Origin of the sequence: Clostridium sp. B9 (assembly GCF_050509515.1) — a bacterium.
Classification (GTDB): domain Bacteria; phylum Bacillota; class Clostridia; order Clostridiales; family Clostridiaceae; genus Sarcina.
In genome coordinates this window covers 2,555,452-2,579,229 of the sequence record NZ_JBNWKA010000003.1, presented here as the reverse complement: position 1 = coordinate 2,579,229, position 23,778 = coordinate 2,555,452, and the positions used below count along the sequence as shown (strand labels likewise).

Here is a 23,778-nt window from a genome sequence, read left to right as displayed (position 1 = left end):
TGAATTAACTGAAATTAAGTTTAAAGTTATTCATTAATTTTTAGGAGGTGTTGTTGTAATAAGAAATTTATAGAATTTCTTGCAACGAATATATTATGATAAAAAAGAAGAGTTTAATGAAAGTTTTATGTGGGGCAGTTGTTTCAACTTTTATGTTAGGAATATCTACTCCAGTTTTTGCACAAACAGAAAAAAAGAATGCAATTGTTACATTAGGAGCAAATTTAACAGAGGGTGAAAGGCTTCAAATGTTAGATGCCTTTGGAGTAAAAGCAAATGAAGTTAAGATAATAGATGTTACTAATCAAGATATAAGGGAACAATTAGGAATGGATACTAGTAAACCTATACCGGCTAGTAGTCAATCAATTTCAAGCTCTTATGTAGTTGTAAAAAATGATGGTGGAATAAATGTTACTACTAACAACTTAACTGAAGTAACAGGAAGTATGTTAGCAAATGCATTACTTACATCAGGGGTTAATAATGCTGAGGTAAAGGCAGATGCCCCATTTAAGGTTACAGGAACAGCTGCTTTAGCAGGTATATTAAAAGGATTTGAGGATGCATCAGGACAAGAACTAGCATTACCTAAGAAAGAAGCTGCTAGAGAAGAGATTTCTTTAACTAATAATCTTAGTGAAGCAAAAACTAAAGATGGAGAAGCTTTAGGAAAGAATGAAGCAGCAGTGGTAGTTAATGATATAAAAACTGATGTTATAAAAGAAAAGCCAAAGAATGATGAAGAAATTGGTGATATAGTCAATAATGTAGTAAATAACTATAATATAAATCTTACTCAAGGACAACAGGAGCAAACAATTCAATTTATGTCTAAGATAAATAAATTAGATTATAACTACAATACAATGAAAGACTCTCTAAACGAAATGAGTGATAAACTTAATCAAGTTTTAGATGAAACTGGAGAACAATTAAAAGAGAGCGGTTTATTGCAAAAAGCTTTGGATGGATTAAAAAATATACTAGTTGATATAAAAGAGTTTGTGGTAAATATGTTTAGTTCAGCTAGTGAAAAAGTTAAAGATGGAATAACCTATGATGAAAATGGTAATATAGTTATAAAAACAGGCAATAATTATAATAATCAAGACCCTGAGATTAATGATAAGCCTACAGAATAAAAATAAGGTAGATATTATATATCTACCTTATTTTTATTTTTTTATTGTCAACCTTATAAAAAAGTTGGTTGACAATAAAAAGGGAGAGTAGTAAAATTTGAATATATTTTGATAATCAAATTAAATTAAGGAGAAAAAAATGAATTTTAAAACAAGAGATCTAATATTAATATCGCTTTTCGCAGCACTTACAGCTATAGGAGCATTTATAAAAATTCCTATTCCTATAGTACCATTTACATTACAATATTTTTTCTGTGCATTAGGAGCTATTTTACTAGGAGCCAAGAAAGGTGCCTTAGCTCAAATATTATATATTTTAGTTGGACTTATTGGAGTACCTGTTTTTACGGAGGGAGGAGGTCCTACTTATATTTTTAGACCAACCTTTGGATATTTAATTGGTTTTATTATAGGAGCGTATATAATAGGAAAAATAACTGAAAATTTGAAAGAAGTTAGTATAATTAAACTTTTTGCAACTTGTTTTTTAGGCCTTATGGCTATTTATGTTTTGGGTGTGTCATATATGTATTTAATTTATAATTTTTACTTAGGAAGTTCAATGAGTTTAGTTATGGCAATAAGTGTAGGAGCAATAGCATGTTTACCTAGTGACTTGTTATTAACTTTAATAATATCAATAGTTGGATGCAAGATAGTAAGTAGATTAAAAAGTTTGGGATATGTTTAAAGAGGTGGAATTATGAGTTTTATTTATAGAATAAAAGAAAAAGCACTTAACAATGAAATAATCAATTTAGATGAAGGTATAAAATTATATAATCATGATGATATTAATTTATTAATAAAATTTGCTGATGAGATAAGAAAAAAATTTCATGGAGAGGAAGTAGAATTGTGTTCAATAATTAATGGGAAGAGTGGAAAATGTGGTGAAAACTGTGCATATTGTGCTCAATCAAAACAATTTAAAACTAATATAAAGGAATATGATTTACTATCTTATGAAGAGATTAAAAAAGCAGCATTAGAAAATGAAAGAGAAGGAGTAAATAGATTTTCAATAGTTACATCTGGAAGAGGGTTATATGGAAATGATTTTAAAAAGGTTTGTATTTATTATAAGCGTTTAAAGGAAGATTCTAATATAAAATTATGTGCATCTCATGGAATTTTAAATAAGGAATCATTAATAGATTTAAAAACTTCAGGAGTAACTAGGTATCATCATAATTTAGAAAGCTCTAGAGAATTTTATTCAGATATTTGTACAACTCATTCATATGAAGAAAGAATCAAAACAATAAAATTTGCAAAAGAAATTGGATTAGAGGTTTGTTCAGGAGGAATAATAGGGCTTGGAGAATCAATAAAAGATAGAATTAATTTAGCTATTACTTTAAGAGAATTAGAAATAAAATCAATACCTATAAACGTATTAAATCCAATTAAAGGAACAGCTCTTGAAAAGATAGAGCCTTTAAAAGAAGAGGAAATTTTAAGAACAATAGCTATATTTAGATTTATAAATCCTAAGGCAAAAATTAGGCTTGCAGCAGGAAGAGGATATCTTGAGAATTTTGGAGAAAAAGCCTTTAAAGGAGGAGCAAATGCAACTATAACTGGCAATCTGTTAACAACTTGTGGAAATAAAATTAAAGATGATATGAACTTAATAAAAAAAGTTGGAATGAGAGTGGTTGAGAATGAATAAAGGTGTATATATTTTAGGGACTGATACAGATATCGGAAAAACATTTATAAGTGGATTACTTTTAAGAAAATTAAGAAGTGATGGTATAAATGCAGGTTATTACAAGGCTGCTTTAAGTGGAGCTGAAGTAATAGATGGAAGATTAGTTCCAACAGATTGTAAAGAGGTTTGTGCAATTGGGAATTTAAATGAGGATTATGAAAATATGGTCTCTTATGTTTTAAAAAATCCATATTCACCACATTTAGCTTGTGAATTTGAAAATGTTGATATAAGTTTAGAAAAAATAAAAAGTGATTATTTAAGAAGTAGGGAAAGGTATGATTTTTTAATATGTGAAGGAAGTGGGGGAAGTATATGTCCTATAAGTTTGGGAAAAGAAAAGATAATGCTAATTGATATAGTTAAACTTACAAAACTTCCAATTGTATTGGTTTCTAGAAGTGGCCTTGGCGCAATAAATCATACTGTTTTAACACTTAAATATTTAAGCGGTAAAGGGATAAAAATAGCTGGAATTATATTAAATGAATTTGAAGAAAACAATATTATACATAGGAATAATAAGGAAACAATAAAATTAATCACTGGAATAAATAACATAGTAACTGTTCCTAGAATAAATAATATAGATAATTTTGATCTTAATAATCTTCAGGAGGTCTTTAATGAGCTATAAAGAAGAATTAATATCTAAGGATTTAAAATATATATGGCATCCTTGTTCACAAATGAAGGATTATGAAGAATTAAAACCAATAATAATAAAAAGAGGAGAAGGTCCATATATTTTTGATTTAGATGATAAAAAATATTTAGATTGTGTAAGTTCCTGGTGGTGTAATTTGTTTGGACATTCTAATAAAAGAATTAATGAAGCATTAAAAAAGCAAGTTGATCAAATAGAACATGTGATTTTTGCTAATTTTTCTAATTTACCAGCAATAGAATTAAGTGAAAGACTTATAAATATTACTGGTGATAGGCTTAATAAGGTGTTTTTTTGTGATAATGGTTCTTCAGCAGTTGAGGCCGCAATAAAAATGAGTTTTCATTACAATAAACAAATGGGTAGAGTAAAAAAAAGAAGGTTTGTGGCTTTAGAAGATGCTTACCATGGGGAAACTATAGGAGCTTTATCTATGGGAGGGCTTGATATATATAGTGAAATATATAAACCCTTAATGATAGATGTTATAAGAGCAGAGGCACCTGATTGTTTTAGATGTAAGTATGGAAAAAATAGAGAAACATGTAGATGTGAATGTTTTGAAAATATGGATAAGTTACTAAAAGAAAATAAAGATGATATATCAGGTATTATAATAGAACCTTTAATACAAGCAGCTGCTGGAATGAAAATATATCCAGCATTATATTTGAAAAAGCTTAGAAAAGCCTGTGATAATTATGATATTCATTTTATAGCAGATGAGATAGCCGTTGGTTTTGGAAGAACTGGAAAGATGTTCGCTGTTGAACATGGGAATGTATGTCCAGATTTTATGTGTTTATCTAAGGGAATTACAGGTGGATACATGCCTATGGCTGTAGTACTTACAGGAGATAATATATATAAATGCTTTTATGATGATTATAATAAGCATAAAGCTTTTATGCATTCACACACTTATTCTGGAAATGCTTTAGGGTGTGCAGTTGCTCTTGAAGTTTTAAATATATTCGAAGATGAAAATGTCTTAACTACTATTAATGAAAAAGGAAAAATTTTAAATAGAAAGTTAAGAGATGCATTATTACATAACAAAAATGTTGGAGAAATAAGATGTTTAGGAATGATAAATGCTATAGAGCTTGTAAAAGATAAAAAAACAAAAGAAGCATTTAATAGTTTGGAGAGAGTGGGGTATAAAATTTATAAAGAGGCCTTAAAAGAAGGACTGTTACTTAGACCTTTAGGAGATGTATTATATTTTAATCCACCGTATATAATAAATAAAGAAGATATGGACTTCATGGTTAATGTTACTAAAAAGTGTATTGAAAAAATTTTATGTAATATCTATTTAGAGTAAATATTGATTTTAGATAAACCTAAGACATAACTAATTTTGAAAAGAAGTTTTAGCTGAATTTAATACTAGTTTAAAGAATAAACTAATCTAAAAAAGATAGATTTAAATATGCTATCTTTTTTAATTTTTAATAATACTTACACATTGATTAGTGAATTTAAGAAACATTTAAGAAACATTTAAGAAATTGTTTGTTAAAAAAATATACACAAATTTAAAAGATATGGTATTATTAGGATAAAAGATTTGTGAGGGAGGATTTACATGAAGAAGAAATACATAATAGCCATAGTTACAGTAGTTATATTAGCAGGTGTGGGAGTTGGAAGCTATTATTTAAAGAAAAACATGAGTAAAGAGACTACAGCTTCAATAGAACTATATACAGTTCCAGCAACGGATAAGGTCTTTGTTAATGGAGAAATTAAACCTGAAGATGTAGAAACTATATATTTAGAACCAACTAAAGGACAGGTAGATAAAGTAGATGTGAAAAATGGAGATACAGTAGAAAAAGGAGCGCCATTATTCACTTATAAAAACGATCAAGCTGAAGCTCAAATAGAACAGTTACAATTACAGTTAACTTCTGCTAAAAATCAAAGAGAAGATTTATTAAAGCAAAAAGAAGAAATGAAGAAGCAAGCAGAAGAGGCTAAGAAAAAAGCTGAGGAAGCACAAAAGCAATTAGAAATTATGCAGAAAGCAGGAGATAATTCACAACAACAACCTATGGTGCAAACACAAATACCTAACTTAGGAGCAAACATAGGTGGAGGAGAAATATCAACTGATAGTATTGATGAGCAAATAAGTCTTTTAGAAAAACAAATAAAATCTTTAAAAGATAAAGAGTATTATACAGTTAACGCACCTATAAGTGGAAAAGTTATCATGAGTGATTCAAAAGGTAATCCAACAGCTCCATACATGACAATAGAGTCAACCGATTATTACGTTAACGGAAGTGTTAATGAAAAGGATCAACCTAGAATTAAAGATGGTCAAGAAGTGGAAATAACAATATTATCAACTAATAAAAATATAAAAGGTAAAATTACTTCTGTCGGAAATACACCAGTAGATTCTGGAGCAAGTTTGGCAGCAGCACAAGCTGGAGGGCAAGGTGGAGGAAGTAGTATGTCTTATTATAATGTTACAATAACTCCAGATACACAAGAGGATTTAACTAATGGATTCCATGTTCAAGCTTCTGTAAACTTAGAACAAAAGCCTTTAGTAATTCCTAAGAGTGCTATTTTAAAAGCTGACAACGAGGAATATGTGTTTAAAGATATAGATGGTAAGCTTACTAAGCAAGTTATAACATATGCGCCTAAAGAGGGGAGCAATGATGAGGTCATAGTTAAAAGTGGATTAAAAGAAAGTGATGAAATAGTTACAAATCCTACTTATGACATGAAAGAAGGTATGCCTGTTGAGTAAAATAGTAGAGGTTAAGAATTTAAATAAGTACTATAACTTAGGTAAAGAAAAATTCCATGTTCTAAAAGATGTGAATTTATCTATAGAGCAAGGTGACTTTGTAATGATTATGGGGAAGTCAGGAAGTGGTAAGACTACTCTTATGAATTTGCTAGGATTATTAGATAGATTTGAAGGTGGCGAATATTTATTCAATGGTGTAGATGTTGGTGAAATGAAAGAAACTCAAAAGGCTGATATAAGAAATAAAAATATGGGATTTATATTTCAGCAATTTCATTTGATAAATTCTATGACAATAGGTAAAAATGTTGAGCTTCCGCTTTTATATAATGAGAAAAATGTTCCTAAAAAAGAACGTGAAGAACTTATAGATAGATATTTAAATATGGTTGGATTATCAGAAAAGAAAAATCAATTTCCATTAGAATTATCAGGTGGCCAACAACAAAGGGTAGCTATTGCTAGGGCGCTAATAAACAATCCATATGTAATATTTGCTGATGAGCCAACTGGGGCTTTAGACAGTAATACAGGAACGGAAATCATGGAAATATTAAAAAGTTTAAATAAAGATAACAAGACAATAATCATGGTAACTCATGATGAAGACTTAACAAAGTATGCCAATAAAGTTATAAGAGTTAAGGATGGTGTCATAACAAAGGGGGAAGAGCATGTCAGCAATTAATTTAATCAAAACTGCCATTGCTAGCTTAAGATTTCATAAACTAAGAACTTTCCTAACTATGATAGGAATAATAATAGGAATAAGCTCAGTTGTTACAATATTATCTGTTGGAGATGGACTAAAAGCATATGTTCTTCAATCATCAGAAGAGACTAACGCAAATAAAATAAGTGTAACATTTACTCCAGATAATAATGAGGCAAATATGAGTCTTTTAGAACCTTTTACTAAGTCAGATATAAATGGAATAGAAGCTTTGAAAGGTGTAGAAAAGGTTAAAGCATCTCAAGGATTTATGGGTATGAACTTTTCAAGTAGTCAGGTTCAATATTTTGATAAAAGTCAATTTGCTATTTTAAGTCCATATACAGATAAAAAAGAAAATGTTGAATATGGTAGATGGTTTAGAAAAGGCGAAGAGGATGATAACTTAATAGTTCTAGAGCATAATACAGCAAAAGAGTTATTTAATCCTATTGAAAGTGGAATAGGAAAAGCAGTAACAATGAACGGTACTAATTACGAAGTTATAGGTATACTACCAGAAACAGAGATTATGGGCTTTGGAACTAGTGCAACAAGCTATGTTTCTCAAAAAGGAATTGATAACATGTCTAATGGTGAAGCTATAATGGGTTTGGATATATCTGTAAAAGGGAATGCTGATAAAAAGGCTATCTTTAAAGATGTTAATAAATATTTAATGGCTAATCACCCAAATATAGCTGGAAAGTATGAAATGCAAGATCCAGAAGAAATAACAAAAGCATTTGAAAAGGTAATAGGAGGATTAACTAAGTTTATAGCATTTATAACTGGTATTTCTCTTTTAGTTGGTGGAATAGGTGTTATGAATATAATGTATGTTTCAGTATCAGAAAGAAAGAGAGAGATTGGTATAAGAAGAGCAATAGGTGCAAAGCCAAATAGTATTCTTCTACAATTTTTATTTGAGGCAGTATTAGTTACTTTAATTGGAGGATTAATAGGAATACTTTTAGGATATCTTGTTGCAAAGGGAGCAGGAGCATTCATGCCATTTAAACCAATACTAACTCTAAGTACATTTATTGGAGCAACTGTTGTTTCTATAATAGAAGGTGTTATATTTGGTATAATACCAGCTTACAATGCATGCAAATTAGATCCTATAAAAGCTATTTATAGATAGAATAAGAAATAAATTATATAATCTATATTAAAAATAAACAATGTTTTAAAATATAGCCAATAAAAAAAGTTTGTATGAAAATAGTTATCATACAAACTTTTCTGTTTTTTAATATTTAAATTTATGAGTAATATTAAACGTCTATATTAGGATTTATTAAAATAAGAGTTTAATTTCCTCTTTATCATAAAAAAATTATTTAGCTAGTCCGAAAATAGCTCTCTTCTTGTATACAAATATAGCCATTAATATTGGAAGGATTAATGCTCCTATTAGACTTGAAATCATAACTCCATTCATTACTATAGAGTATATAATATTTGCAACTGTTATAAGGAAATAAAGATAAACTCCAATAGCCTTCTTCATTAAAATTAATATAACGCTTAATATTATTAGAATTACTGAAATTAGTCCTATTATAATAGCAGTTTTGGAAATTCCCATTTGTTCAGGAGACATTCCTGCATAGGTACTCATAGCTTCTTGGAAAGATGGCATTAGCATAATAATACTTCCTATTAATCCAAACCCTGAAAATACTAATTGAATGATAGAAATAGTTATTATTCCAGCACCCAGTTTATTTTGTTTATTATTTTCCATATAAAAAACCTCCTAAAATCTTTTAACTTTAATATATCAAATAATGAATAAAATGTAAAATAAACCAAAAATATTTAAGGAAGTTTTAAGATAAGAAAATATTTGTTTTTATATTGTTAATAAAGTAACGATGTGTTAAAATAATTTTAAAAAAATAAATGGTAAATTAAATATAATTTACTAGCAAATACAACAAAAGGATAAGTAAACGATTAAACTGAGGATGGTGTAAACAGTGAAGAAAAAAAGAATAATAGCAACAATTTTAGCAGCACAGTTAATGACAGGTGGAGTATTATGGGGCTGTGATTCTAAAGCGGAAGATGAACAAGCATCAAATGGAGGAACTGTTAATTTAAGAATTCTAGCAACAACGGACATGCATTCAAATTTAATGAATTATGATTATTATACTGATTCAGAATTAGATAATATGGGGATGGTAAAGGTTTCTACTGTTATAAAAGATGCAAAAAAGGAAGTGGATCCCAATTCAAATTTAAATGATAACATTGATAATGTAGTTATTGTGGATAATGGAGATGATATACAAGGAACTCCTTTAGGAGATTACTATGGAAAGGTAAATCAACCTAAAGATGGAGAAAAATCACCAGTATATGAAACATTAGAAAAAATGGGATATGATGTTGGAGGATTAGGAAACCATGAATTTAATTATGGTTTAGAATATTTACAGGACGTTGTTAGTAGTAGTGATATGCCATTTGTAAATGCTAATGTATATAAAGAAGATGGAGAGACAAATGTATTTAATCCATACAAAATAATAGATGAAAAAGTAGTAGATTCTAATGGAAAAGAACAAAATTTAAAGGTGGGGGTTATAGGAGTTGTTCCTCCTCAAATATTAAATTGGGACAAGATTAATTTAGATGGAAAAGTAAAGGTTGCGGATATAAAGGAGACAGCTGAAAAATTTGTTCCTCAAATGAAAAAAGAGGGAGCAGATGTAATAATAGCATTATCACATAGTGGATATGGAGATGGAAATTACAAAGAAGGAAATGAGAATGAAGCTTATGAATTAACTAATATAGATGGTATAGATGCAGTTGTTACTGGCCATTCTCATGATAAATTTCCAAATGAAAAATATAAATCTTTAGGAAATGTTGATGTAGAAAAGGGAACTATGAATGGAACACCTACTGTCCAACCTCTTAATTTTGCTAAGCAATTAGGTGTTATAGACTTAACTCTTAGTCAGAGTGAGGATGGAAATTGGAAAGTAGTTGATGGAAAATCAGAAAATAGAGATGTAAAAGGGGCTAAAAATGATGAGGAGCTGGTTGAATTTTTAAAACCATATCATGAGGCTACTTTACAATATGTAAATGGTTCAGTAGGACAAATAACAAAAGACTTAAATAGTTATTTTTCATTAGTTGCAGATACTGCTCCAATTCAATTAATAAATGATGCACAAAAAGAATATGTACAAGGTCTAATATCAAATGGGAATGATGAGTTAGCAAAATATAAAGATTTACCTATACTATGTGCAACAGCACCACTTAAAGCTGGTCTTACAGAGGGTGGAGTTAATGCAGAGGATTATTTTAATTTAAAAAGCGGAGATTTAAGAATAAAAGATATATCTAATATATATAAATTTCCTAATCTTTTAGCTATAGTAAAGGTTAAAGGTTCAGATGTTAAGGAATGGCTTGAAATGAGTGCAGGTCAATTTACTCAAATTGATAAAAATTCTAAAGAACCTCAAGAATTTATAAATTTAGAGTATCCAGGCTTTAACTTTGATATAATAGATGGAATAAATTATGATATAGATATAAGTGAGGCACCTAAATACGATAAGGATGGAAATGTTATAAATAAAGATTCAAATAGAATTAAGAACCTAACATTTAATGGACAACCTTTAAATATGGATCAAGAGTTTTTAGTTGTAACTAACAATTACAGAGCTGGCGGTGGAGGACATTTTCCAGGATTAAAATCAGGAGATAAGCTTGTTTATCTTTCACAGGATGAAACAAGACAGATTTTATCAGATTATATTAAGGCTAAATCACCATTAACTCCATCTAAGGATAATAACTGGAAAATCATTGGAAAGGGTGCTCAAGGAAAGTTTTTATCTAATACAAATGGAAAAGACTATGTAGGAGATTTTCAAGGTATAGAATATGTGGGAGATGCAGAAAATGGGCTAAGTAATTATAATTATACATTTTCTAATCAGTAAAACCCCTCTAATATGTGAATAAAGTTCCAGTATAGATTAATAAAAATTCAGAGATAATACTTTATAAATAAGTAATTGCAATTATAAATTTAATAATCTATATTAAGGAGCGATAAAAATGGCTAAAAATAATAATAATAAGAAACCTAAAAAAGCTAAGACTAAAATAGTTGAAAGCACAGAAGAATAATATAAATTTGATTGAGCTGTATTAAAAAGTTATTTTGATACAGCTCCATTTTTATATGATAATATATTTTTTATAAATAGAGAAAAGTAGGGAGAATACTTAAAAACTACATAATATTTTGTTTAAATTAATTAGAATATTTTATGGGGAGATTGGTGATATGGTAAATATATTAGTTGCTGAAGATGATTTAAGGATTCTTAGGTTAATAACAGATTTTTTGAAAAAGGAAGGATTTAATGTTTATTCAGCAAAAGACGGACAAGAAGCTTTGGAGTATTTTGAAAAAGAGAATATATCATTAATTATATTAGATGTAATGATGCCTAAATATAATGGATGGCAAGTATGTAAGATGGTTAGAGAAAAATCAACTTTACCAGTAATGATATTGACAGCAAAGGATAGGGATATAGATGAATTAATGGGCTTTGATATTGGAGCAGATGAATATATGACTAAGCCATTTAATCCTAAATTACTTATAGCTAGAGTTAATAACTTATTAAAAAGAGTTAAGATAGAGGAAGAAAAAAAGAAGTTTATATATAAGAACATAACATTAGAAGAAGATAATCATAAAATAAATGTGCGTGGAAATGAAGTAGAACTAACACATAAGGAATATGAACTCTTATATATTTTCATGAGAAATGTTGAGAGAATATTCAGTAGAGAAAATCTTATAGATTTAATATGGGGTTATGATTATGATGGAGATTTAAGAACTGTTGATACTCATATTACTAGATTAAGAAAAAAGTTAGGGGAGGATGCTTCTTTAATAAAGAATATAAGAGGCTTTGGATATAGATTTGGTGAATAGGAAAAAATCAATAAGAGGAAAATTATTAAAAGGAATATTGATGATAAATTCATTGATAATCATAGGAATAATAATTTTTTCCTTAAATTTTGAGAATTTTTATATAAGAAATATTGGAGAAGAGTTAAATTCTTTTGGAGTTTTAGTGAAAAATAAAGTGGCATATGGACTCGATGAATCTTTAGAAGATGAAATCTTAAAGAGCAGTAGGGACAAGGGAGTTATAGTAGAAATATTTAATGAAAATGATGAGTTGAGTTTTACTACTAAGCCTATGGGAAATGGTATGAGTAAACATAAGAATTCCATTGGAATGTGTAGCATAGATAAAGAGTATAGTTTAAATAATGGTGAGAAAGCGTATTTAACATATGAAAGATCAGAAAATATAGAATTTTTAACAGCAATAGTAGATGGTGATAATGATAAATATACTGTTATGGTTAAAATACCTATAAATGCAATAAAAAACAGCGTTAATATAGCCTTAAAGTTTTTAATTATAATATTTGTGCCTATAATGATTTTTTCAGTTTTAGTTGCTATTTATTTTTCAAAGAAATTTACAAATCCTATATTAAAACTTAATAGAATAACAGATAAAATAGCAAAGCTTAACTTTGAAGAAAAGGTAAATATTAATACTGGAGATGAAATAGAAGACTTAGGTGAGAGTATTAATGAATTGTCAGTTAAGATAAATGAAGCCTTTGAAGAATTAAAAGAAAAAAATATTAATTTAAAAGAACTTATAGAGAAACAAAGGAAAGAAGAAAAATTAAAGAGAGAGTTTGTTTCAAGTGTATCACATGAACTTAAAACTCCAATAACAGTTATAAATGGGTATGCAGAAGGATTAAGAAGTGGCATTGTAGAAGAGAAAGAAGATACTGATTTTTATGTGGATGTTATTTGTGAGGAAAGTGAGAAAATGGGAGTTTTAGTGAAGGATTTATTGGAGTTATATAAATTAGAATCTAAGAGTTTTTCACTTAAAAAAGAAAAGGTTTCTATAAGAGAAGTAATACAGTCAACTTTAAATTCTTTTGAATTAAGATTTAAAAGTGAGGATGTAGAAGTAGAGACTAATGTGGAAGATATACTTATAATGGGAGATAAAATAAGGATAGGACAAGTTTTAAATAATTTTATAGATAATGCATTATGCCATGTAAATGATGAGAAAAAAATAAAAATAGAGAGCTTAGTAAATGAAAGCAATGTAAGAATTGCTATATTTAATAGTGGTGAACACATAAGAGAGGCTGAACTTGAGAATATATGGTACTCATTCGCTAGAGGAAGTAAGGTTAGAAGTTCAAATGAAAATAGGGTTGGATTAGGATTAGCAATAGTTAGAGAAATCATGAATTTACATAATGGAAGGTATGGTGTAGCAAACAAAGAATATGGCGTTGAATTTTGGGTAGAGTTTAATTTAGAAAAATAAATTTTATGTAACAGTGGCGTAACAGTAGATTTTTATAATTTAATCATAGAAAAGATTTAGGAGGAATGAATTATGAAAATTAAAAAGATTGCATTAACTTTTTCTTTAGCTACTGTTTTAGGAGTTGGAATATTTGGAGCTGTAACAGCAAAAGCAAGTGATGAATTCCAAGAAACAACTAATAACACTCAAATAGAGAGCAATAGTGGATATTGGTGTGAAAACAATCCAAATATGAATCTTTCAGAAGAACAACAACAATTATTAGATAAGGGATACAATGAACTAACTGAAGATGAAAAAGCATTTTTTGATCAATATCATGGAAAATCAAAGAGAGATTTAAGTGAAGAGGATTTAAATAAATACTATGAAATTCATGATAAAGCATTTAAGTATTTAGGAGAAGAAACATCAGAATTTTGCAATGAGAGAAGAGCAATGAGAGGTAATGGCTGTGGAAATGGTCAAGGTATGAGAAGAGGAAATGGCCAAGGAAGAAATAGCATAAATAAATAATACTTATAAAAAGCTATGCTAAATCTAGTGAGTATCACTAGTTTAAAGCATAGCTTTTTGATTTTAGATAAGACGCTGTTTTAGATAATCATATTTTAGTTTAGAACGTAAATTTAATATTTTGAAAACTATCTTTTCTTTTGGCAAATAAGATTAAAAAAGATGATATAATTTACGCATATTTTGCAAAAAGGGGAGATTAGAAATTGGAAATAATGGAGATTTTTAAGGCCATATTACTTGGTATAGTTCAAGGGATAACAGAGTGGTTACCAGTAAGTAGTACAGGTCATATGATTTTAGTGGAGGAATTTATAAGCTTTAACCTTTCACCACTATTTGTAAGTACATTTTTTGTAGTTATTCAATTTGGTTCAATACTAGCTGTTATAGTATTGTTCTTTAAGAAGTTAAATCCTTTTGACTCATCTAAAAGTAGTATAGAAAAAAAGGATACAATTAATTTATGGACAAAGGTTATTATAGCCATAATACCATCTGGAATAATTGGAGTATTGTTTGATGAAAAGATAGAAGCTGTATTTTTCAATCCAGAGACAGTTTCACTTATGCTTATTGTATATGGAATAGCCTTTATAGTAGTTGAAAATAGAAATAAAGCTCCAAAGTTCAAATCTTTAGAAAGCCTTACATATAAAACAGCTTTATTAATTGGATTATTTCAAGTATTAGCACTAATACCTGGTACATCAAGATCAGGTGCTACAATAATAGGTGCAGTTTTATTAGGGACATCACGTTTTATTGCTACAGAGTTTTCATTCTTCTTAGCAGTACCTACAATGTTAGGAGCGAGTGCCTTAAAACTTATGAAGGCTGGTTTTGCATTTTCAGGATTTGAATGGTTAGTATTACTAACTGGTTCAGTAGTAGCGTTTATTGTTTCAATATTTGCTATTAAATTCTTACTTGGATATATTAAGAAACATGACTTCAAGATATTTGGATATTATAGAATAATATTAGGAATAATTTTGATTGCATATTTTTATTTTATAAAATAAAAATGGATACCTCCTCTAAGTTAATGCTTAGAGGGGGTTTTATTAATGACTGTTTAAAGTGTGGTTCAATTATTTTTATTGAAATAAATGCAATTAAATACAAAATATTGAATGGATATTATATATACATATATTATTACTATAATTTAAAGGAAAGGAGTTTTTTATGAAAAAGAAAATTACAATTGAACTTAACAACAGATATACAAGTCCTAGTGAGGCAATGGCTGAAATTGTTGATTATTTAACTAAACAAGGAAATGAATGTAACATAAAATCAATGGGAGGAACACCTATTATTGAAGTAGATAAACTTGAATATACTGTAAGACTTTCTCAAAGAATCCTAGGCCCATTACCACCACAAATTATCGTTTTAGAAGAAAACACAGCTTCTTAATTATGGAGCAATTTTAGTTTTTTAATAAATATAAGTAAATTTGCCTCCCTTTAGGTATTTGAATGATATCTAAAGAGAGGTGATTTTTGAAATAAAGTTAAAAATTAAAGGAAAATTAATTAATTTGAGAAATTTTTCTAGAAATAGTAGGAAAACTATTGAAAACAATATCATGAAAATGTTATCATTGGAGTGTATTGTTAACAAAATATTAAAATGAAAGGGGACTTTTAAGAGTGAGTACAAGGAAAAAAATTAAGTCGATTACTATTTTAACCTTATTTACATTCTTATTTAGTTTTTTCCCTCATATGTCTGTAATGGCTGCGGGAGAAAAAAACAATACTGATGAAGTTAAAACTTTAGTGCAAACTAAAAGTGAAGCTTTTGCAGTAGTTGTTGGAGATTTTATGGAGCAAAATGGTAACGGTTCCGACTGGGATCCAACCAATATGAAGGGGTTACTTAAAAAGTACAAGAATGGCATATATGAAGGTACTTTAAAGCTTAAAGCTGGAAATTACAATTATAAAATTGCTATGAATGGAACTTGGGATGAAAGTTATGGTAATAATGGACAAAACATATCTTTAAATGTTCAAAAGGATTCAGATGTAATATTTAGATTAAATCAAAATAATAAAAAAGTCTATGATTCAATAAACAATCCAGAACAGTTTAAAAACAAAGGAATATTAGTAGGTAATATAAAAGATTTAATAGAGGGAGCTTCTGATTGGAATCCCGGTAACGATACCGAAAAGCTTGATTATATAGGTGGAGGAATGTATAAAAAGACTTTTCCTATAAAAGAAAGTGCACAAGGGAAAGATTTTAATTTAGAGTATAAAGTTGCTTATAATGGTGCTTGGAATAATGGGGAAGTTAAAGATAATATTAAAACTACTATTCCAAAAGGAACAAAAAGCATAACTATTTTAAGTGATTACTTGGGAAATTATGTTATAGATTCAATAAATGATCCAGGTCTAGCTAATGCTATTTCTTTAATAGGAACAGTAAGAGAAGGAAATGGAGATTGGGATATAGCAAATAAAGAATTTGACATGCATAATATTGATGGAAATCAAGTTTTATTTTCAAAGGTTATGAAAAAAGGAACTTATGAATATAAAGGTCTTATAAATCATGCTTGGGATAATGGTGGAATACCAGCTCAAGGAAATGTTACTTTAAATGTGCTAGCTGACAGAAATGTTATTTTTGTAGCAGATTTAAAAGCAAATAAAATATACGATTCAATAAATAATCCTAAAGAGATAAATGTAGCATTAGGTTTAGAGGATGAAGGTAATAATGGAGGCGATAGTGGTACAACTGAGCCAGAAATATTAAAAAGTCCAGTAATAAATGATGATGGAACAGCAACTTTTAGTGCTAAGTTTGATGGGGATAGCTTATATCTTATAGGATCAATGATGGCATGGGATACAAGTAAGCAAGTACATATGGAAAAAGGGGAAGATGGTATATTTAAAGTAACAGTACCTTTAGCAGGTGGAGTTTATGAATATAAATTTAAGCCTAATAAAGATAACTGGGATAATTCATTTACAGATCCATCAAATAAGGATTTAGCTAATGGAAATTCCGTTGTGAAGATGCCAGGATTAGAGATCGGTGGAGAGTCAAGTATAGAAGTAGGTAAAGATATGAATTTACTTGCATATATGTATGATACTGAAGGAAATAAAAAAGAGGCAAAGGTAATTTGGAATTTAGAAGAACCGGTTACAGGAGTTTCAATAGAAGGAAATACATTAAAGGTTTCTAAAGATGCTGATAAAAGCAAGAAGATAAAAATCAAAGCTTCTTCAGATAAATACTCAGCAACTAAAGAAATTTCAATACTCTCTCAAATGTACACATATACAATAAACTATTTCAGATATGATGGTAACTATGATAATTGGAATTTATGGTTATGGGAGCCTAGTGGAAATGGACAAGGTTATGATTTTAATAAAAAGTCAGAAGCTGAAAATGGATTCACAAGAGCTGTATATAAATTCCCATCAGATAAATTAAACTTTATATTAAGAAAAGGTAATTGGGAAGATAAAGATATTGGTCATGACAGAACTATAGAAGTTAAAGATGGAACAAACGTTGAGGTTTGGATAGTTCAAGGAGAAGAGAATATTTATTACGATAGAAAAGATGTAGATACTTCACCTAAACTAGTATCAGCCTTAATGGATAGTAAAACTGACCTATTAGTTACTGCAGCAGGAAAAATAAATGATTCAGATTTAGATTCATTTAAATTAATAGATAAAACTGAGAATAAGGATTTAAAAGTAAATGCATTAAAAATTTCTAATAACCAAGTTAAATTAACATTAGAGGGCGGATTATTTGGCACTCCAGATATTGATCCAAGTCATTTATATGAAGTAAGTAGTGAACATTTTAGAGCTACTAATGTTACTATGAGAAAGATCTTAGATTATCCAGAGTATTTCTACAAAGGTGATGATTTAGGGTTAACTTATACTAAAGAGGGTTCAACATTTAAGGTTTGGGCACCAACTGCTAAAGAAGTAAGTTTAGCTTTATATGATAATGCAGGGGCTTACAATGAAAGTGGTAAAGTAACTGACAATGCTGGGGGAAGAGAACTTCCTATGACTAAAGAGAACAATGGAGTATGGAGCTTAAAGGTTAATGAAAACTTATCAGGTAAGTACTACATGTTTAAAGTAAGTTTTGCAAATGGAAAGACTAACTATGCTATAGACCCATATGCAAAGACTGTTTCAGCTAATGGTCAAAGAGGAGCTATAATAGATTTTTCACAAACTAATCCGGAAGGATGGGGTTCAGTTAAAAGACCTCAAATGCTAAATCCAACAGACTCTATTTTATATGAGATGCATGTAAGAGACTTTTCAATATCACCTAATTCAGGAATAAAAGATAAAGGGAAGTTTGAAGGAATAGCAGAGGAAGGAACAAAGCTTCCAGGAACAGATGTAAAAACAGGAATAGATCATTTAAAAGAGTTAGGAATAACAACAGTTCATTTATTACCATCATTTGATTATGCTTCAGTAAATGAAATGAGTAATAAACCACAATATAACTGGGGATATGATCCTCAAAACTATAATACTTTAGAAGGTTCATATTCAACTAATGCACAAGATCCAACATCAAGAGTTAAAGAATTTAAGGATATGGTGCAAGAACTTCACAAAAACGGTATAAGAGTAGTAATGGATGTAGTTTATAACCATACTTATGGAATAGGTCAAAATTCTCCATTCGACCCAATAGTACCAGGTTATTTCTATAGAAGTAATAATGAAGGGAAATATACTAATGGTTCAGGATGTGGTAATGAAGTTGCAACTGAAAGACCAATGGTTAGAAAATATATAAAAGATTCAGTAAAAAATTTAGCTAAAGAGTATAATGTTGATGGATTTAGATTTGATTTAATGGGATTAATTGATACTAAAACAATGAATGAGCTTACAGCTGAGTTAAGAAATGAAATTGATCCAAGTTTAATAATCTATGGAGAACCATGGCAAGCTGGTGGAAGTGCTCTTCCAGAAAGTCAACAAACTTTAAAAGGAACTCAAAGAGGAAAAGGTTTCGCTGTATTTAATGATAACTTCAGAGGAGCTATAAAAGGTGATAGTGATGGTATGGGACAAGGCTTTGCCACTGGAGCAACTGGTAAAGAAGGTGCTATAGTTGCTGGGGTAAAAGGTTCAGTAGATGATTTTGCAGATAGCCCTAGTGAAACAATAAACTATGTAACTGCTCACGATAACTTAAATCTTTGGGATAAAGTAATAAAATCAGGTGGAAAAGAAAAAGAAGCTGGCTTCTTAGAGATGAGAGATGGCGCTTTAACTGGAGAGGATGCCCAAAATTATTCATCAGTTCAAGAAGCTGTTGAAAAGAAAGCTAAACCTTATAGTGTAATAACTGAAAGCAATCCTTTAGATAATGAATATGTAAGAAGAAGTATTTTAACAACTGCAATAACTATGACTTCACAAGGAATTCCATTCTTCCAAGCAGGAGATGAGTTCTTAAGAAGTAAATATGGTGACCATAATAGTTATAAGAGTCCAGATGCTATTAACCAAATAAATTGGCAAAACAAAGAAAGATTCAGTGGAGTATTTGATTATTATCAAGGTTTAATTGCCTTAAGAAAATCACATCCAGCTTTCAGAATGAATACAAAGGCTGCAGTTGAAAGTAACTTAGTAGTTACTAAGGCTAATGACAATGTAGTTGTATTCCAATTAAAGAATTTTGCTAATGGTGATTCATGGAAGAATATAGTTGTAGCTTATAATGGTAACAATGCAGAGAAAGAAATAGCTCTTCCTCATCAAGGCGATTGGAATGTAGTTGTAAATGAGCACAATGCAGGTACAAAAGTATTAGAAACCCTTAAAGGAACAAATACTGTTAAGGTAGCTCCTTTATCAACAAAAGTACTTTATGATGAGAGCATAGAAGGAGAAGCTCAAACTCCAACATCAATAGATGTAACTTCTTCAAAATTAAACTTAGACTTAGGAACATCAAGTTTCTTAAAGGCTGTAGTAAAAGATCAAAATGGAAGAATAATTCAAAATGCAAAACTTGATTGGACTGTATCAGACAATTCAGTTGTAAAAGTTGATTCAAGTAATGGAAAAGTAACTGCCCTAAAAGAAGGAAAAGCTACTATTACATTAGCTTCAGGAAAAATAACTAAAGAAGTAGTGGTAGACGTAACTCATTTAGTTCCTACTACCGTTACTTTAGAGGGACCAAATCAAGTTTATACATCTAAGGACATTCAACTTAGTGGAAATGTTAAAGATCAATTTGGTCAAGTTATGGCAGGAGAAAATATAGCGTGGTCTTCTTCAGATGAGGATATAGCTAAAGTATCAACTCTTGGAGTGGTTCAAGGAATTAATCCAGGTAAGGTTACTATTACAGCTAAAGCTGGAGGTGCAAAAGCTACTAAGGAAATAGAAGTTAAAAAATATACTAAAAAATATATAGAGTTTACTTATGCAAGAGATGATAAAAATTACGATGGATGGAATATCTGGACTTGGCAAACAGGTGTTAAAGATGGACAACAAAACTTTACTGAAGTTAAGGATGGCAAGGCAGTAACTAAGTTTGAAATAGCGCCGGATACAACTCAAGTAGGATTTGTTTTAAGAAAAGGAACTGGTTGGGATGAAAAAGATCCCTATGATTCAGATAGATATATAAAAATAGATCCTTCAATGAATGTAACAAAAGTAACTGTTAAGAGTGGAGTGGGAGAACTTTTCCAAGTACCTTCTATAAAAAATGCAGAGGTAAATCAAGGAAATCTTGACTTCAAATATAGAGATGAAGCTTTATATGAAGCAAATAACCAATCTTCAATAGATAAAGTACAAGTTAAGGTTATTTTCCCAGGATTATTATTTAAAGATACAAAAACTTATGATATGACTTATGATTTAAAAAATGAGTTCTTTGGATATTTATTAAAAGATATAAAACCTGGAAAATATGAGTATAGTTTCTTAATTACTAAGGATGGTAAAACAACAGAAACTGAAAAGGAAACTATAAATTATGATCCGTTAAAGATTAATGGAGAGGTTAATTTCTCAAGTAACGAAGTTAACTATGATGAAAATACTCTTGTAAACCTTAAACTAAGTGGTAGTGATGCCAATAAAGATAATATAAGAGAAATATATATGGATCTTACAAATGTAGGTGGACCGAATAAAGAGTTAATGGATTTAAATTTATTAAAAGATAACTCAATAAGTCAAACTATCGGAGTAAGAGATGATATAACTGCTGGTGAAAAAGAAATACCAGTTACTGTAGTTGATAAGAATGGAGATGTTCATAAAGCTTCAGGAAAATTAACTGTTAAGGCTAAGACTGGAGTTGGACCTTTAGACTTTGGTTTTGATGAATCAAGAATTTACTTTACAGTAACAGATAGATTCTTTAATGGTGATAATAGCAATGATGATCCTCATGGAAATAACTATGATAAGAAGAATCCATATACTTATCATGGAGGAGATTTAAAAGGAATAACAGATAAAATTCCATACTTAAAAGAGCTTGGCATAAACACTGTTTGGATAACTCCGATTGTTGAAAATACTGACTTTAACCAAATGTTCTCTCAAGGAAAACAACAATATTCATATCATGGCTACTGGGCTAAGAATTTTGAAACTTTAGATCCTCATTTAGGAACTATGGATGATTTAAAAACTCTAATAGACACAGCTCATGATAATGGAATCAAAATAATGGTAGATGTTGTTTTAAATCATTCTGGATATGGAATGAAAGGTGTGGATGCAAATAAGGATGCAAATAACTATCCAACAGATACAGAAAGAACTAAGTTCAAAGATATGTTTAGAGAACATCCAGGAAGTGATTTTATAACTCAAGAATCAGCAGGGCTTCCAGATTTCAAGACAGAAGATCCAGCAGTAAGACAAAAACTTATAGATTGGCAAACAGGATGGGTTAAAAGAAGTAAAACTGACAAAGGAAATACTATTGATTACTTCAGAATAGATACAGTTAAACATGTTGATAATACTACATGGAAAGCATTTAGAAATAAATTAACTGAAATAGATCCAAGCTTTAAGATAATTGGAGAGTACTTTGGGGCAGATATAAATAATGATGGTGGACAACTTCAGAATGGACAAATGGATGCTTTATTAGATTTTGGATACAAGCATAAAGCAAGAGATTTTGTTAATGGAAATATTGAAGGCGCATCAGCTTATTTAGATGATAGAGCAAGTAAGGTTAATAATAATAAATTAATGGGACAATTCTTAAGTAGTCATGATGAAGATGGATTCTTAAAAACAGTAGGTGATGATTTAGGAAAACAAATGCTTGCAGCTTCAGTTCAAATAACTGACAAAGGAATACCAGTTATATATTATGGCGAAGAACTTGGAATGTCAGGTTGGAATGGCTTTGAAAAAGGCGATGCTAACAGATATGACATGGACTTCTCAAGATTAAATGACCCTAGATATAAAAAGGTTCATGATCACTATGAAAAACTTTTAAATATTAGAAAAGAATATTCTAAAGTATTCTCAAAAGGTGAAAGAAAAACTATTGCAGGAAACAATGAGAAAGGATATTCAGTAGTATTAAGAAGTTACAATGGAGAAAGTGTAAGTATTGTATTAAATACTAGAAAAGAAGGAAGAAATGTAAGCTTTAAAACAAATTTCAAAGAAGGAGAGAAGCTTAAAGACTTATATGGAGGAAATGAATATACAGTAGGCAAGGATGGTAATGTATCTGTAGATGTGCCTTCTATGGAAGATGGAGGAACTACTATTTTAGTATTAAAAGAAGAGGAAGTGCCGCCAACAGTAATAAATGAAGCTCCACAAATTACTGCTAAAGATGTTACTTTAAAAGTTGGGGATAAATTTGATCCTATGAATGGAGTAATAGCAGAGGATAAAGAAGATGGAGATATCACAAAAGACATCAAAGTTTTAGAAAATAAAGTGAATGTAGAAAAACCAGGAACTTATAAGGTGGTGTATAAAGTAACTGACTCACAAGGCGCATCATTTACAAAAGAGATTAAAGTTAAAGTGAAGAAGAAAGCACAACCATCAGTAGTTCATGTAAAAAGAGTAAGTTTAAATAAGCATAATGTTAGAATAAAAGAAAATCACAACTTAAAATTAGAGGCAAAAATATTCCCTAGAAAAGCTACTAATAAGGACGTTATATGGGTTTCAAGCAACCCAAAAGTAGCTACTGTTGACCAAAATGGAAAGGTCACAGCATTAAGAAGAGGAGAAACTTATATAACAGCTATTAGTAAAGATGGGTATAAATTTATGGATAGTTGTAAAGTGAAAGTTATTAGAGATAATTTCTTTAGTGATTTAGAAATATTTGGTCATATAACAATAAAAATAACTATGCAAAATCCTTGCTATTGGAATGGATATTTATTTGATATGGAATATGATTATATATTTAATTCTATATTTGAATCTCAATTTGATTATATGCTTAATCCTAGATTAGATTGGTGGTTTTAATTAAAAATTATAATTTTAAAACATAAACTTTATTATAAATACTTAGTTAAAATAGCAGTGAAAATTAAAAATGAAATAATTAAGAATAATTAAAAGGAGTACTTCTGAATTTGAAGTACTCCTTTTAGTGTAAAATTAATTTATTAATAAAACTAATGAATTTTGTTTACAAAAAATGTAATAAGATATAAAGTATTTTATGTAGAACAACAAAGGGAGGGGATTTATTATAAAACATAAAG

Annotated in this window: 16 protein-coding genes; 15 read left to right on the top strand and 1 reads right to left on the bottom strand. The window is 29.3% G+C overall.

The window, feature by feature from the left end; all coding sequences use genetic code 11:
• Nucleotides 1–95 precede the first annotated feature (95 nt).
• The 8 genes from ACQZHJ_RS11280 (at nt 96) to ACQZHJ_RS11245 (ending at nt 8,167) form a co-directional block, all read left to right on the top strand.
• Nucleotides 96–1,145: a DUF1002 domain-containing protein gene (locus tag ACQZHJ_RS11280; RefSeq protein ID WP_430485653.1), complete on the top strand. Its 1,050-nt coding sequence runs from the start codon at nt 96–98 to the stop codon at nt 1,143–1,145.
• Nucleotides 1,146–1,284: 139 nt separating this feature from the next.
• Entirely contained in the window at nt 1,285–1,839 is a 555-nt protein-coding gene (locus tag ACQZHJ_RS11275) for a biotin transporter BioY (RefSeq protein ID WP_430485652.1), read from the top strand.
• A 9-nt stretch (nt 1,840–1,848) separates the two neighbouring features.
• Nucleotides 1,849–2,823: a biotin synthase BioB gene (bioB, locus tag ACQZHJ_RS11270; RefSeq protein WP_430486893.1), complete on the top strand. Its 975-nt coding sequence runs from the start codon at nt 1,849–1,851 to the stop codon at nt 2,821–2,823.
• On the top strand, nt 2,816–3,502 hold the full coding sequence (gene bioD / locus ACQZHJ_RS11265; RefSeq protein WP_430485651.1) for a dethiobiotin synthase: 687 nt from the start codon (nt 2,816–2,818) through the stop codon (nt 3,500–3,502). The genes bioB and bioD overlap by 8 nt, the downstream gene beginning before the upstream one ends.
• Nucleotides 3,492–4,859, top strand: coding sequence for an adenosylmethionine--8-amino-7-oxononanoate transaminase (bioA, locus tag ACQZHJ_RS11260; RefSeq protein ID WP_430485650.1), 1,368 nt, complete (start codon nt 3,492–3,494; stop codon nt 4,857–4,859). Before bioD ends, bioA begins: the two co-directional genes overlap by 11 nt.
• 264 nt (nt 4,860–5,123) lie before the next feature.
• A complete protein-coding gene (locus ACQZHJ_RS11255) occupies nt 5,124–6,305 on the top strand; it encodes an efflux RND transporter periplasmic adaptor subunit (protein ID WP_430485648.1) in 1,182 nt (393 codons plus the stop codon).
• On the top strand, nt 6,295–6,996 hold the full coding sequence (locus ACQZHJ_RS11250) for an ABC transporter ATP-binding protein (RefSeq protein WP_430486892.1): 702 nt from the start codon (nt 6,295–6,297) through the stop codon (nt 6,994–6,996). The genes ACQZHJ_RS11255 and ACQZHJ_RS11250 overlap by 11 nt, the downstream gene beginning before the upstream one ends.
• Nucleotides 6,983–8,167: an ABC transporter permease gene (locus ACQZHJ_RS11245; RefSeq protein WP_430485647.1), complete on the top strand. Its 1,185-nt coding sequence runs from the start codon at nt 6,983–6,985 to the stop codon at nt 8,165–8,167. The genes ACQZHJ_RS11250 and ACQZHJ_RS11245 overlap by 14 nt, the downstream gene beginning before the upstream one ends.
• A gap of 195 nt (nt 8,168–8,362) precedes the next feature.
• On the opposite strand, the gene ACQZHJ_RS11240 is transcribed toward ACQZHJ_RS11245, so the two are convergent.
• The gene (locus ACQZHJ_RS11240; protein WP_430485646.1) at nt 8,363–8,773 is read right to left on the bottom strand and encodes a hypothetical protein; all 411 of its coding nucleotides are present in this window, start codon (nt 8,771–8,773) and stop codon (nt 8,363–8,365) included.
• A 235-nt stretch (nt 8,774–9,008) separates the two neighbouring features.
• On the opposite strand from ACQZHJ_RS11240, the gene ACQZHJ_RS11235 reads away from it, so the two are divergent.
• From ACQZHJ_RS11235 to pulA, 7 genes are all read left to right on the top strand, one after another.
• Nucleotides 9,009–11,006, top strand: coding sequence for a bifunctional 2',3'-cyclic-nucleotide 2'-phosphodiesterase/3'-nucleotidase (locus ACQZHJ_RS11235; protein WP_430485645.1), 1,998 nt, complete (start codon nt 9,009–9,011; stop codon nt 11,004–11,006).
• A gap of 350 nt (nt 11,007–11,356) precedes the next feature.
• The gene (locus ACQZHJ_RS11230; protein ID WP_430485644.1) at nt 11,357–12,022 is read left to right on the top strand and encodes a response regulator transcription factor; all 666 of its coding nucleotides are present in this window, start codon (nt 11,357–11,359) and stop codon (nt 12,020–12,022) included.
• Complete coding sequence (locus tag ACQZHJ_RS11225; protein WP_430485643.1) at nt 12,000–13,472, top strand: histidine kinase dimerization/phospho-acceptor domain-containing protein; 1,473 nt, start codon at nt 12,000–12,002, stop codon at nt 13,470–13,472. Before ACQZHJ_RS11230 ends, ACQZHJ_RS11225 begins: the two co-directional genes overlap by 23 nt.
• A gap of 72 nt (nt 13,473–13,544) precedes the next feature.
• On the top strand, nt 13,545–13,991 hold the full coding sequence (locus tag ACQZHJ_RS11220; RefSeq protein WP_430485642.1) for a hypothetical protein: 447 nt from the start codon (nt 13,545–13,547) through the stop codon (nt 13,989–13,991).
• 206 nt (nt 13,992–14,197) lie between these two features.
• Complete coding sequence (locus tag ACQZHJ_RS11215) at nt 14,198–15,016, top strand: undecaprenyl-diphosphate phosphatase (protein ID WP_430485641.1); 819 nt, start codon at nt 14,198–14,200, stop codon at nt 15,014–15,016.
• A 166-nt stretch (nt 15,017–15,182) separates the two neighbouring features.
• On the top strand, nt 15,183–15,416 hold the full coding sequence (locus ACQZHJ_RS11210; RefSeq protein ID WP_430485640.1) for a hypothetical protein: 234 nt from the start codon (nt 15,183–15,185) through the stop codon (nt 15,414–15,416).
• A gap of 236 nt (nt 15,417–15,652) precedes the next feature.
• Nucleotides 15,653–23,536, top strand: coding sequence for a type I pullulanase (gene pulA, locus ACQZHJ_RS11205; RefSeq protein WP_430485639.1), 7,884 nt, complete (start codon nt 15,653–15,655; stop codon nt 23,534–23,536).
• The last annotated feature ends 242 nt before the right edge of the window (nt 23,537–23,778 follow it).